This window comes from Achromobacter sp. ACM03 (genome assembly GCF_014851665.1).
GTDB lineage: Bacteria > Pseudomonadota > Gammaproteobacteria > Burkholderiales > Burkholderiaceae_B > Achromobacter > Achromobacter aegrifaciens.
Window position 1 is genome coordinate 812,412 of sequence record NZ_JACVAD010000001.1, and the last position, 13,375, is coordinate 825,786.

10 protein-coding genes are annotated in these 13,375 nt (G+C 68.6%); 5 read left to right on the plus strand and 5 right to left on the minus strand.

Features of this window, described 5'->3' with window-relative positions:
- Positions 1–7: 7 nt before the first annotated feature.
- Positions 8–1,645 (minus strand): ABC transporter ATP-binding protein, encoded by a 1,638-nt coding sequence (locus tag IB257_RS03675; protein ID WP_192491886.1) that lies wholly within the window; start codon positions 1,643–1,645, stop codon positions 8–10.
- A 185-nt stretch (positions 1,646–1,830) separates the two neighbouring features.
- Between IB257_RS03675 and IB257_RS03680 the strand changes: the two genes are divergently transcribed.
- From IB257_RS03680 to IB257_RS03690, 3 genes are read left to right on the plus strand one after another with little or no spacing between them, the layout of a single operon-like run.
- Positions 1,831–2,598, plus strand: a complete 768-nt coding sequence (locus IB257_RS03680; RefSeq protein WP_054454294.1) for an endonuclease/exonuclease/phosphatase family protein — start codon at positions 1,831–1,833, stop codon at positions 2,596–2,598.
- Positions 2,595–3,788, plus strand: a complete 1,194-nt coding sequence (gene clsB, locus IB257_RS03685) for a cardiolipin synthase ClsB (protein ID WP_119449204.1) — start codon at positions 2,595–2,597, stop codon at positions 3,786–3,788. The genes IB257_RS03680 and clsB overlap by 4 nt, the downstream gene beginning before the upstream one ends.
- A complete protein-coding gene (locus IB257_RS03690) occupies positions 3,785–4,816 on the plus strand; it encodes a lysylphosphatidylglycerol synthase domain-containing protein (RefSeq protein WP_192491887.1) in 1,032 nt (343 codons plus the stop codon). The genes clsB and IB257_RS03690 overlap by 4 nt, the downstream gene beginning before the upstream one ends.
- Here IB257_RS03690 and IB257_RS03695 read toward each other — a convergent pair.
- The 4 genes from IB257_RS03695 to IB257_RS03710 all read right to left on the minus strand — a co-directional run bounded on the left by IB257_RS03695 (position 4,806) and on the right by IB257_RS03710 (position 8,399).
- Positions 4,806–5,915: a DUF748 domain-containing protein gene (locus tag IB257_RS03695; protein WP_125472080.1), complete on the minus strand. Its 1,110-nt coding sequence runs from the start codon at positions 5,913–5,915 to the stop codon at positions 4,806–4,808. The genes IB257_RS03690 and IB257_RS03695 overlap by 11 nt on opposite strands.
- A gap of 82 nt (positions 5,916–5,997) precedes the next feature.
- A complete protein-coding gene (locus IB257_RS03700; RefSeq protein WP_054454286.1) occupies positions 5,998–6,336 on the minus strand; it encodes a YqjD family protein in 339 nt (112 codons plus the stop codon).
- Between the two features lie 45 nt (positions 6,337–6,381).
- A complete protein-coding gene (locus IB257_RS03705; protein ID WP_054454284.1) occupies positions 6,382–6,582 on the minus strand; it encodes a hypothetical protein in 201 nt (66 codons plus the stop codon).
- Between the two features lie 44 nt (positions 6,583–6,626).
- Positions 6,627–8,399 carry a thiamine pyrophosphate-requiring protein gene (locus IB257_RS03710; protein WP_175160545.1) on the minus strand — a complete coding sequence of 591 codons (1,773 nt, stop codon included), beginning with the start codon at positions 8,397–8,399 and terminating at the stop codon, positions 6,627–6,629.
- A gap of 161 nt (positions 8,400–8,560) precedes the next feature.
- Here IB257_RS03710 and glgA point away from each other — a divergent pair, with 161 nt between their 5' ends.
- Together glgA and IB257_RS03720 are read left to right on the plus strand one after the other, a co-directional pair.
- Positions 8,561–10,117 (plus strand): glycogen synthase GlgA, encoded by a 1,557-nt coding sequence (gene glgA, locus IB257_RS03715; protein WP_192491888.1) that lies wholly within the window; start codon positions 8,561–8,563, stop codon positions 10,115–10,117.
- 219 nt (positions 10,118–10,336) lie between these two features.
- Complete coding sequence (locus IB257_RS03720; protein ID WP_225588806.1) at positions 10,337–13,369, plus strand: alpha-1,4-glucan--maltose-1-phosphate maltosyltransferase; 3,033 nt, start codon at positions 10,337–10,339, stop codon at positions 13,367–13,369.
- Positions 13,370–13,375: the final 6 nt, after the last annotated feature.

Consider the following 13,375-nt stretch of genomic DNA (forward strand, 5'->3'; position numbering starts at 1 on the left):
GCGCGGCTCAGGCCGCCTGACGCAACGCCGCCGAGGCCGGATCCCAGCGCCGACCCGGCACGGCGGCAAGCAGCGCCTGCGTGTAGGGATGCGCGGGCTGGCCGAAGACCTGGGCGCAGGCCCCCGCTTCCACCACCCGTCCATTCTGCATCACCGCGATATCGTCGCAGACCTGCGCGGCCACGCGCAGATCGTGCGTGATGAAGAGGACGGACAGGCCCAATTGCTCGCGCAGCCGCGCCAGCAGCGCCAGCACCTGCGCCTGCACCGACACGTCCAGCGCCGATACGGGCTCGTCCGCAATCAGCACGCGCGGCCGCATGGCCAGCGCGCGCGCCAGTCCGATGCGCTGACGCTGCCCGCCCGAGAACTCATGCGGATAGCGCCGCACGGCGTCCGGCGACAAGCCCACCAGTTCAAACAGTTCCTGTGCGCGCGCCAGCGCTTCCCGCCTGGGCGTGCCGTGCACGATCGGGCCGCGCGCCACGATTTCGCCGACGCGCTGGCGCGGATTCAATGAACCATAGGGATCCTGGAACACCATCTGCACCCGCCGCGCATGCTCGCGCCGTGCTGCGCCGCCATGGAGCGCCAGGGGCGCGCCGGCCAGCGTGATGCGGCCTGCGTCCGGCGGCGCCAGGCCCAGCAAGGCGCGCGCCAGCGTGGATTTGCCCGACCCGCTTTCGCCCACGATGCCCAGCGTGCCGCCCTCCTTCAGTGCCAGCGTCACGTCGTCCAGCGCCCGCGTTTCGCGCCCCGGGCGGCCGAACCAGCCGCGCTTGCGGTAGGTCTTGGAGACGGCTTGCGCGCTCAGGATGATGGGCGCATCGCCCCGCAGTTCCGGCCGGACCGCGGCCGGCGCCAGCGGCGGCACCGCTGCGATCAAGGCGCGCGTGTAGGGATGCCGCGGATGCTCCAGCACCTGCCGCGCCGCGCCGCTTTCCACCAGCACGCCGCGCTGCATCACCGCGACGCGGTCGGCAATCTCGGCGACCACGCCGAAGTCGTGCGTAATGAACAGCACGGCCGTGCCCTTGCGGCGCTGCAGGTCGTGGATCAGATGCAGGATCTGCGCCTGCGTGGTGACGTCCAGCGCGGTGGTCGGTTCATCGGCGATCAGCAAGGCGGGTTCCAGGGCCAGCGCCATGGCGATCATGGCGCGTTGGCGCTGGCCGCCTGACAATTCATGCGGATACGCGCCCAGCGCCCGTTGCGGGTCCGGCAGCCGCACGGACTCCAGCAGGTCCAGCGTGCGGCGCCGGATCTCGGTGCGTCCCAGGCGGGTATGGGTGCGGAACACTTCCGCGATCTGGTCGCCGATGGTGCGCAGCGGATTGAGCGCCGTCATCGGTTCCTGGAAGATCATGCCGATGCGCTGGCCGCGCAGCCGGCGCAAGGCCTCGGGCGCCAGCCGCAGCAGATCCTGCCCTTCCCACAGCACCTGGCCGGCGCTGGCGCGCACGTCCTGGGGCAGCAGCCCCAGGACCGCGCCGGCCGTCAGCGATTTGCCGGAGCCGCTTTCACCCACCACACAGACGATTTCGCCCGCGCTGATGTTCAGCGACAAGTCCTGCAGCGCATGCGGCCGGTCGGCGCCGGGCGGCAGGTCCACGGTCAGGTTCTGGATGCGCAGCAGTTCGGTCATGGGTCGTCCACCAGGAAGAAGCTTCGGATCGTAGGCCTGGCCTGCACGGATGAGAACTGCGCATTTCGCATTTGCTCATTCGGTTTGTGACGCAACAAGCCTTGCGCCACCCCGGCGGTTACGCCTCTTTACGTTTTGGGAACGCGGATTGCTCCGCTGTGCGGATCGACCCATCCGGAGCATCCATGCCCTCCTCCCGCTACATCGATGCCACCACGCTGACCGTGTTGACCGTGAACACGCACAAGGGCTTCACCAGCTTCAACCGCCGCTTCATGCTGCACGAACTGCGCGAGGCGCTGAGGATGGCGAGCCCCGACATCGTTTTCCTGCAGGAAGTGCTGGGAGAACACCAGGGGCACGCGGAAAGGCACCAGGGCTGGCCCGCCTTGTCCCAGTACGAATTCCTGGCTGACTCGCTGTGGACGGATTTTGCCTACGGCCGCAACGCGGTCTACCCGGCGGGACATCATGGCAATGCGCTGCTGTCGAGGTATCCCATTGAACAGCACGAGAACCATGACGTGACGGTGCATGGACACGAAGGCCGCGGACTATTGCACTGTGTGCTGCGGGTGCCCTCGCTGGACATGCCCGTCCATGCCATATGCGTGCACCTGGGCCTGCTGGAAGGCCACCGGGGCAAGCAGCTGCGTCGCCTGTGCGAGCTGGTGGCGCAAGGCGTGCCCGCTGGCGAACCGCTGCTGATCGCGGGCGACTTCAACGACTGGCGCCTGCGCGCCGACGCGCTGATGCGGGATTGCGGCACACGCGAGGTCTTCACGTCGCGCCTGGGCCGCCCCGCCCGCACGTTTCCGGCGCGCTGGCCCCTGTTGCGGCTGGACCGCATCTACGTGCGCAACGTCCGGGATTGGCAACCAGTGCCGCTGGCCTCGCGGGTCTGGTCGCGCCTGTCCGACCATGTGCCGATCTGCGCGGAGATCTCGCTATGAACCTGCGCTGGCGCGAGAACAACCGCTATACCCTGCTGGAGAATGGCACGGGCTACTTTCCGGCCGTGCTCGATGCGATCGCCGCGGCGCGCGGCGAAGTGCTGGTGGAAACCTTCATCCTGTTCGACGACGCCGTGGGGCAGGAATTCCAGCGCGCCCTGATCGCCGCGGCCCGCCGCGGCGTCAGCGTGGACCTGACGGTGGACGGCTATGGCTCGGACGAGCTGGACGGCGCCTTCGTCGGCGCCATGACCGAAAGCGGCATCCGCGTCCACGTATTCGATCCCCGCCCGCGCTTTCTCGGCGTGCGCACCAATGTGTTCAGGCGCATGCACCGCAAGATCGTGGCGGTGGATCGCCAGATGGCCTTTGTCGGCGGCATCAATTTTTCCGCTGACCACCTGCCGGACTACGGGCCGCAAGCCAAGCAGGACTATGCGGTGCTGGTGGAGGGACCGCTGGCCGCGGACATCGCGGACTACGCGCGCGAGGCGCTCGCGGTGGATGCGTGGACCCGCAAGCGGCGGCGGCCGGCGCGTCTGGATCCCATGCCGGAGGGCGACGGCGGCGGCCGTCTGGTGGTGCGCGACAACATCGAGCACCAGACGGACATCGAACGTTATTACCGTGCCGGCGTGCGCGCCGCGCGCGAAGACGTGCTGATCGCCAACGCCTACTTTTTCCCTGGTTATCAGTTGCTGCACGATCTGGCCAACGCCGCTCGCCGCGGCGTGCGCGTACGGTTGCTGCTGCAAGGCGAACCCGACGTGCTGGTCGCGCGGCTGGCGGCGTCCATGCTGTATGACTATCTGATCGATGCAGGCGTCGAGATCTATGAGTACTGCAAGCGTCCGCTGCACGGCAAGGTGGCCTGCGTGGACCGCGACTGGAGCACCATCGGATCCAGCAACCTGGACCCGCTCAGCCTGGCGCTGAACCTGGAGGCCAACGTGGTGGCGCGCGACGCCGGTTTGAACGCCGCGCTGCGCCGCAGCCTGGACCGGCTCATCGAACAGGATTGCCGGCGCATCGAGCTGCCCGAGGGATCCAGGCGGCGCTTGCGGCGGCTGTGGATCGGCGTGGTGGTATTCCATTTCCTGCGGCGCTTTCCCGCCTGGGCCGGCAGCCTGCCCGCGCACAAGCCCCGCCTGAAGTCGCTGCCCATCGCGGCGCAAGAGGAGTCGGCATGAGAGTGTTCCGCTCCACGCTGACGCGCGCCTGGCGCCACCGCTGGCCGCGAGTCAAGCGTGCCTTGCCTGTGATCGTATTGGCGTTGGTGGCGGCGCTGCTGTACTACTTTGGCCGTTCGATCGACTGGGCCCAGGTCTGGGTCGCCATGCGCAGGATACCGCCGGGGACGATAGCCGTCGCCGCCGCGCTGGTCGTGGCGGGCTACCTGGCGTATGGCGCCCTGGATCTGCTGGGCAAGCGCTACACCCGCCATACCCTGCCCTGGGCCAAGGCCCTGGGGGTGGCCATGATGAGCTACGCCCTGAACCTGAGCCTGGGCGTCCTGCTCGGAGGCCTGGGCGCGCGCCTCAGGCTGTACGCCCGGCTGGGCTGCCGCAAGTCGGTGGCGACCCGGGTGGCCCTGTTTTCCGCGGTCTCCAACTGGGTAGGTTACGCGTGGGTTGCTGGCGCGCTGTTCGTCGCGGGCGCCGTGCCCGTGCCGCAGGGGTGGGCCATCGGTTCGAATCTGCTGCGCGTGCTGGGTGCGGCGCTGTTGTTGCTGGCGGCCGGCTACGTGGCGGTATGTGCGCGGGCCACGCGGCGGTCCTGGACCTTGATGGGACAGCACGCCGTGTTGCCCCGCGCCGGCATGGCGGCGGCGCAGAGCGCGGTTGCGGCATTGTCGTGGGTGATCATGGGCGCCATCATCCACCTGCTGCTGCAGGGCAAGGCCAGTTATCCCGCGGTGCTCGGCATCCTGCTGTGCGCCAGCTTCGCGGCCTTGATCATCCGCGTGCCGGGCGGGCTGGGCACGACAGAAGCCATCTTCGTGGCCACGCTCGCGCCAGGAATCCCGGCCCCCGAGGTGCTGGGCGCGGTATTGGCCTACCGCGCGCTATATGCGTTCGCGCCTTTGTTCCTGGCGCTGGCAGCCTTTGGCGTGATGGAGGTGAAGCTCAGGCGCCGGCGCGCGCACGCGGGGGGCCACGCTCAGCCCGCCGCGGACGGCGGCCGCGGCAACAACACGGGCCAGTCGTTCAAGGCTTAGGCGTGAGCAGGTCCGACAAGGCATTGCCCAATTCCTTCACCGCGCCGGTGACGCCTTCGGCCGCGCCCTCGGCGCCCACCCCGATCGCATGGCTGAAGCCCTGAGCCACCTGGGCGGCAAAGCCGCGCGTGACGGAAAACTTGGGATTGTCCAGGTCGCCCGCCAGGGCAAAGTCGAAGCGCAGCGTGCCGCTTTGGTCCTTCAGCGCCGCCAGCACCGCCTTGCGCGGCAAGGAAAACAGGTCGCCGTTGCCGCCAAAGCGCAAGCCGCGCAGGGCCACGGTACCCGTGGCCTGCAGTTGCCGCTTGGCGATGGCGGTACGCATGTCCAGGTCCATGGCGCCCGCAGCCAAGGACGTGGCGCCGTTGTCCGCAAGGTACGGCGCGGCATGCTGGATGTCCATGTTGCGCACCGCCACCTTGATGTCGGCATCCGTGCTGCCCAGCACCAGCCAACCTTGCGCCCGTACCGTGGCCGCGCCGTTGCGGTTGCCTTCGACATTGCCGGAGAATTCCATCTCGCTGCGCGCGCCGTCGCCGGGGAGGGTCAGCGGACGCAGGCTCGCCTGGACGCCAGAAAACGGGATCCGATGCGCGGGCCGGGAGACCGCCGCGTCCTCGAAATCCAGCCGGCCGTCGCGCAGGATCAGTTGCGCGATGCGGATCGGAGTATTGCGCCGGGATTGGCCGTCATTGCCTGCGCCGGCCCGCAAGGAAGACTGCAAGGCGGGCGCGATGTCCATGTCGCCATTCGCCCTGCGCACTACGGTGAAGTCGAAGCCTTCGATGATGACGGTCTTGAAGACGGTCTCGTGCCGCAGAAAGGCAGACCACTCCGGCTCCAGGATCACGTGCCGCGCGCGGGCGCCGGCCTGCCCCGTGCCGCCCGATATCGTCACGTCCTTCAGGATCACCTGCCGGTAGCCGATATCCACCTGTCCCACCTCGCCGCGCGGCCCCAGCATGTTGGCGATGCGCTGCTCGGCGATGCGCAGGGCGGCGAACGCCAGCACGACGGCCACGGCCGCGATCAGGGTTACGACCGCGAAGGCTTTCCCCCATAGCGATCTGCGGCGTGGCGCGGCTGGGTCGAGGTTCATCGTGGATTCCGGTGTTGCGGCGCAATCCGAGCATGGTCCTGGAAACGCCCCGCCCCATCAATGGGCAAAAAGGATTAGGCGCTCAGCGGCGCTTATGGTCGGACATGAGGCACACCCCCGCCAGTACGCCGATCAGCGCCGCGCCCGCCAGGCTCTTCCAGGCGTTTTCGTGGACGTACTCGTCGGCGGCATGGGAGGCATGCCTGGCGCGGTCCCAGGCCGCCCGTTCCCAGCCCTTGGCGTGTTCGCGGGCAGCCTCCAGTTGGTGCTTGAGGCTGTCGCGCGCCGATTCGATCTCGGATCCGCCGTAGCTCGCCGTGCTGCGCAAGAGCGCCTCGGTGCCGGAGATCAGCTCGCGCATCGTGCGCGTGGCGTTGTCGGCCGGTTGAAACATGTCCCGCAATCCATGGTGCTTGTTCATACGTGCTCCTCGTGAAAAAAATGTGCCGCGGAAGGCCGCGGTCCGTCAAAGCCTGTCGATTCCCGGCGTCTGCTGGGGATCCAGTCCCGGCATGGGGTTGGGCAGGCTGTCGGGCGGCCAACGGCCGTGCCGGTCGGTCTCATGCCCGCCAGGGTCGGGGTTGGACTGTTCGGCGGGATGCTGCTCCGGACCCGGTTGCTTGGGGTCCGCGGGCCGGGCGGGCCCGGAAGGTTTGGACTTGGTCATGGCATGCTCCTGAACGACGAAATGCGATCGATGCGGCCGCGGCCTCAACCGGCCCACCATTGCTTGATGGTCGCGCGCAAGGCCGCGCCCGCCGCGCCGCCCTCTTCCTTGCGCAGCGCCTGGAAGTACGCGGCCACCTGCCTGGCCGGGATGTGCGGCGGCAAGGGCGGCATCTCGGGGTCGGTCACCATTTCCAGCACGACCGGACGGGTTGCCGCCAAGGCTTGATCCCAGGCGTCTCCCACGGCGTCCGGGCTGTCCACCCGTATGCCCTCCAGGCCTAACAGGCGGCCGTACTCCGCATAGGAAAGCTGGGGCAGCCATTGCGAATCCGCGAACCTGGGGTCGCCGCCCATGACGCGCTGCTCCCAGGTGACCAGATTCAGGTCGCCGTTGTTCAGGACCATGACGATCAAGGTCGGGTTGGCCCAGTCCTTCCAGCGGTGGGCGATGGTGATCAGCTCGTTCATGCCCAGCATCTGCATGGCGCCATCTCCGACCAGCGCAATGACGGGCCGATCCGGATGCGCCAGCTTGGCGGCAAGCGCATAAGGCACGCCGCAGCCCATGGTGGCCAGGCCGCCCGATACCGAGCCCATCATCCCTTCGCGCAGCGCGATGTCGCGCGCGTACCAGTTCGCCGCCGAGCCCGAGTCGCAGGTCAGAATGCTGCGCGGCGGCAGCCGTTTCGACAGTTCCAGGAAGGGACGTTGCGGATTCAGCGGCTTGGCCTGCACCATTGCGCGGGCCTCCACGGTTTCGTGCCAGCGCGCGACCTTGGCCTCGATGCGTTCGCGCCAGCGGCGCGCGGTCTTGGGCTGCAATAAGGGAATCAGCGCCTGCAGGGTCAGCCGGCTGTCGCCGACCAGGCCAAGTTCCACGGGATAGCGCAGGCTGAGCTTGCGGCCGTCCAGATCGATCTGCACCGCCCTCGCCTGTCCCGGCGGCGGCAGGAATTCCGAATACGGGAACGACGTGCCCACCATCAGCAAGGTGTCGCACTCGTTCATCATGTCCCAGCTGGGCTGCGTGCCCAGCAATCCGATGCAGCCCGTGACGTACGGCAGGCTGTCGGGCACCGCCGCCTTGCCCAGCAGCGCCTTGGCCACGCCAGCGCCCAGCAGTTCAGCGGTCTGGCGCACTTCCGCGCCGGCCTGCAGCGCGCCCGCCCCGACCAGCATGGCGACCCGTTCGCCGCGGTTGAGGATGTCGGCGGCATTGCGCAACGCAGCCTCGCCGGGTACGCCGGCATGCGAGGTCAAGCCTATGCCCGTCGGCACGGTGCCATGTTCGCGGGCGGGCTTTTCCACCGCCGGCAAATCCTGCACATCGTTTGGAAAAATGACGCAGGTCACGCTGCGCCGCTCCAGGGCGATGCGCATGGCGCGGTCGATCATGTGGCGCGCCTGTTCGGCGGTCGCGGCCATCTGCACGTAATCGTGCGCCACGTCCTTGAACAGGCTGATCAGGTCGACCTCCTGCTGGTAGTCGCCGCCCAGGGCGCTGCGGGCTTGCTGGCCGACCAGGGCCACGACAGGCTGATGGTCCAGCTTGGCGTCGTACAGGCCGTTCAATAAGTGAATGGCGCCTGGACCGGAGGTCGCCAGGCAGACCCCGGCCTGGCCGGTGAACTTGGCGTGGGCGCAGGCCATGAACGCGGCGGCCTCTTCGTGGCGGGCCTGGACGAACTCCAACGGCTCCTGGGTGCGGCCGAATGCGCCGATCAGGCCATTGATGCCGTCCCCTGGGTAGCCGTAGATCCTCCTGACCCCCCATTGCGACAGCCGTTCCAGCACAAAGTCCGCCACAGTCTTCATTCGATGCTCCCGCGTTTGCCTGCATTCCGACAGAACGCCTGAATCAGCAATTGCCGTTCCCGGCGTTCTAACGCCTGCGACGGTGCCGGCGCGGGCACGGCGCTTGCGGATGAAATCCCTGCGGCGGACGCGCTCGACGATCCGCCTAAAAGGGAGTTGGCATGACAAAGATTCGAACCCTGGTAGTGGCGGGTGAAGCGTTTCCCCTGGCGAAGACGGGCGGCCTGGGGGACGCCATAACGGGCATGGCGCGCGGGCTGTGCGAAGCCGGCGTGCCCGTGACGGTGCTGCTTCCGGCCTACCGCGGCGTGCGCCAGCGGCTGGAGCGCTTGCGGGTAGTGGCGCCGCTGCACAACCTGCCGGGCGGCGAAGCGCAGCTCCTGGCGGGGCATTGCCCGCAGTCGGGGTTGGACTTCCTGCTGCTGGAAAACGACGCGCTTTATGACCGGCCTGGCATCTATCTGGACGAAGACAACCGCGAGCACGCCGACAATGCGCTGCGCTACGCGGCGCTGGCCCATGCGGCGGTGCGCGTGGCGGGCGGCCTGCCCGGCATCGCGCGGCCGCAACTGCTGCATGCGCACGACTGGCACGCCGGACTCGTGCCGCTGTTGCTGCGGGAATACGGCCCGGGCGACGTCAAAAGCATCATGACCATCCACAACCTGGCGTTCCAGGGACAGTTCCCGATGGAATGCGCCGCCGCCCTGGGCATCCCTGAACGCTACCGTAACGACGAAGCCGCCGGCGCCTGGGGCCGCTTGAATTTTCTCAAGACCGGCATCCGCTACGCCGACCGCGTCACCACCGTCAGCCATACCTACGCCCGGGAAATCCTGACGCCCGCCTTCGGCTGCGGGCTGGAGGGGCTGCTGCGGCGGCGCGCCGCCGATCTGGTGGCCATCCCCAACGGCATCGACAACATGGTGTGGAATCCGGTGCGCGATCCGCATCTGGGCTCATTGCGGTTTTCGGCGCGCGACCTGGGCCGCAAGGCTCGCTGCAAGGCGGCCCTGCAGCGCGAGTTCGAGTTGCATGAGGACGCCGAAGCCGTGCTCCTGGCGATGGGCAGCCGGCTGACGGAACAGAAGATGGCGGACGTCGCCGCGCAGGCCTTGCCGCAGGCGCTGGAACGCCACCCGCGCCTGCAGGTCGCGGTTCTGGGCCAGGGCGACCGCCGCCTGGAAGAGGCCCTGAAACTGCTGTGCGCGCGCTTTCCCGGGCGCTGCGCCACCCGCATCGGCTATGACGAGGCAGTGGCGCACCGGCTGCACGCGGGCTCCGACATGCTGCTGCACGGCAGCCGCTTCGAGCCGTTCGGCCTGACGCCTCTGTACGCGATGCGCTACGGCTCCATCCCGATAGGCTCGCGGGTGGGCGGCATGGCCGACACGATCGACGATCCCGGGCCGCGCGCGCCGCTCTCGGCAATGGCCGGTTCCAACGGCTTGCTGTTCGACGGCGACGACCCTGCGGCCATGGCCGCGGCCATCGCCCGCGCCCTGAGCTTGCGCGAGGACGCCATGCTCTGGCGCACCATGCAGCGCAACGCCATGAGCGCGGATTTCAGCTGGCGCGCCGCCGTGGCGCCCTACGCCGAGCTCTATCGCGCGCTGGCCGATACCGGCAGGAGGCCCCGCGTGCCAACCGTGGCCGAGGTGGCCGCCCTGCGCGCTGGCCAGCGTTCTGGCGGACCGTTGCCCGCGCCCGCGGTCTAGGCTCGCCCACAGGAGGAACCGCAGGTGCCCACAGCCCCGCCTATCCATCGCCCACAGGAGGAACCGCAGGTGCCCACAGCCCCGCCTATCCATCCCCACGCTCCCCTGCGCCTCTACCACGCCCGTGGCGGCGCAACCGGGGACGTCCGCGCCCGTGGCGGCGAGCTGGGGCCGGCCCTTTATTCACGCCTGCGGCAACGCGGATTCAATGCCTTGCTGATGCCGGCGCCCTGGCTGTCGGGGCCGGAAGGCGCTTCGCCCGCCCCGCTGGATGCCGACAGCGCGCTTTTGGCAGGCAAGCGCGTGGCCATGGCCGACTGGATCGCGCACGCAGCCGGGCAGCTTGCCGAACATGGCCTGGCGCTGTACCTCGATATCGTCATGGACCGCTGCGCCATTGGCGCCGTAGCCGACACGGCGGGCCCCGGCTGGTACCAACCGCCCGCCGAAAACCCCGCGCGCGATCCGCGCATGAGCATCGACGTGCGCGAGGCGCTGCACTTGCGCCCGGGGCCGCCACCGCCCGGCTTTGTGCAGGCCTGGAGCGCGCGGCTGAAGCGCTGGACCGAACGCGGCGCCGCAGGCTACGTCTTTCACGCGCCGCAATGCCTGCCGGCCCAGGATTGGGCGGCATTGGCAGCGGCAGTGGGCGGCCCGGATCGCACCGCGCAATTGTTTGCCTGGGCGCAGGGACTGACGCCCGAGTCGCTGGCGGCCCTGCGCGGCGCGGGTCTGGACGGCCTGTGCTCGTCCTTGCCCTGGTGGGACTACAAGTCCGGCTGGCTGGCGGAGGAAGATGGCAGGCTGCGCGCCATCGCACCCGTCATCGCTTCGCCGCCGCGCGTGGCCCCGGACAAGCGCGGCGCCTGGGCCGCGGCGCTATCCGCGGATGTCCTCATGTTCGACGACGAGGACGATGCCCGGTTGCCCGACGTAGCCGAGGCCAATCGCTGGTTTGGACAAGCGGGATTGCGCGGCCCGCTGCGTCTGGCCGGCGGGCGCGACGGCCACTGCACCCTGCTGCTGCGCGACTGCGCGGCCGGCACGGCCGTACTGGCGCTCAATCCTTCGGATACGGAGGAGGCAAGCGTGGATTGGGACGCGTTGGCGCCGCTGCTGCCGCCGGCCGATTTCCTGTCCGAAGGCGTGCCGGACGGCCTGGCGCTGCAAGGCAATGCCATTGCGCCCGCGGGTTGCGCCATGTATCTGCTCGAACCCACGCATCCGGTGCGCGAAGCCTCGCGCCACGTGGCGCGCCGCATGGATGGCGCCATCAGCCAGCGCATCGTGGTCGAGCAGGTCAGTCCGACCGTGGATAGTGGCGCCTTCCCCATCAAGAGCATCCCCCATGAGCGGATTCCCGTCAGCGCCGACATCTACATGGACGGCCATGAACTGCTGGCCGCAGAACTGCGCTGGCGGGCGGCGGATGAAAGTTCGTGGCGCGCCGCGCCCTTCACGCGCGGCTTGAACGACCGCTGGGAAGCCTCGTTCCGTCCGCGCCGCATCGGGCCGCACGAGTTCGTGGTGCACGCCTGGCTCGACGCCTGGCAGACTTTCCGCCATGACCTGGAGGTGAAACACCAGGCCGGCGTGGACCTGCGCCTGGAAGTGGAGGAAGGCCTGCTGATGCTGCGCGCAGCGCTGGCGCGCGCCCGCAACGCGTCGCACCCCGGCGCCATGAGGTTGCGCGAGACCCTGCAAAGGTTCGCCAAGGCCACCGAAGGCGAGCTGGCTGCGCCCACACCGCAACAGATCGATGCACTGCTGGACGAAGACCTGGCCGGCACCATGCGCGAACTGGACGACCGCCCTTTCGAATACGTCAGCCCCGCGCCCTATCCGGTCTGGGTGGATCGCAGCCAGGCCTGCCACGCCAGCTGGTATGAGCTGTTTCCGCGCTCGCAATCCATGCTGCCCGGCCAGCACGGCACCTTCGACGATGTGATCGCACGGCTGCCAGATGTGCGCGAGATGGGATTCGACGTGCTGTATCTCCCGCCCATACACCCCATCGGGCAACGCAACCGCAAGGGGCGCAACAACAGCCTGCGCGCCGAGCCCGGCGATGTGGGCAGTCCCTATGCCATCGGTTCGGCCGAAGGCGGGCACGACGCGGTTGAACCGCTGCTGGGCGGACTGGACGGGTTCCTTAGGCTGGTGGATGCCGCCCGCGCCCACGGCATGGAAGTGGCGCTGGACTTCGCAATCCAGTGCTCGCCGGACCACCCGTGGCTGGCGCGGCACACGGACTGGTTCTCCTGGCGTCCGGATGGTTCGCTGCGCTATGCGGAAAATCCGCCGAAGAAGTACCAGGACATCGTCAATGTCGCCTTCTACGGCGCCGCCGCGCGCCGCGCGCGCAAGCTGACCCTGTGGCGCGCGCTGCGCGACGTGGTGCTGTTCTGGGTGCAGCATGGCGTGCGCACCTTCCGGGTCGACAATCCGCATACCAAGCCGCTGCCATTCTGGCAGTGGCTGATCGCCGAGGTCCATGCCCAGCATCCCGACGTGATTTTCCTGTCCGAAGCCTTCACACGGCCCAAGATGATGTACCGGCTGGCGAAGATCGGCTTTACCCAGTCCTACACCTACTTCACCTGGCGCAATGACAAGGCGGAACTGGAATCCTACCTGGAGGAAGTCTCCACGCCGCCCGCCGCCGATTTCTTCCGCCCGCACTTCTTCGTCAACACGCCGGACATCAATCCCTACTTCCTGCAGTCCTCGGGCCGCCCGGGCTTTCTGATACGCGCCGCGCTGGCGGCGCTGGGATCCGGACTGTGGGGCATGTACAGCGGCTTCGAGCTGTGCGAGTCGGCGGCCTTGCCGGGCAAGGAGGAATACCTGGACTCCGAAAAGTACGAATTGCGCCAGCGCGACTGGTTTGCGCCGGGCAACATCCGCGCGGAGATCACCCGCCTGAACCAGATCCGGCGGACCAACCCGGCGCTGCAGAGCCATCGGGGCCTGACCTTGGTGCATAGCGGCAACGACCGCGTGCTGGCGTTCTGCAAGTCCACGCCTGGCCGCGGCAATTTCATCCTCGCGGCCATCAGCCTGGATCCTTTCCAGCAGCAGGCGGCGCGCATCGAGGCGCCCTTCTGGCTGTTCGGCGAGGCCGACACGGGCGGGCTGATCGCCGAGGACCTGCTGGCCGAGCGCAGCGAGCCATGGCAGGGGCAGATCCGCGAACTGACCCTGCATCCCGATCAACCCTATCGCGTGTGGCGCTTGTCGCTGCATGGATGACCCCGC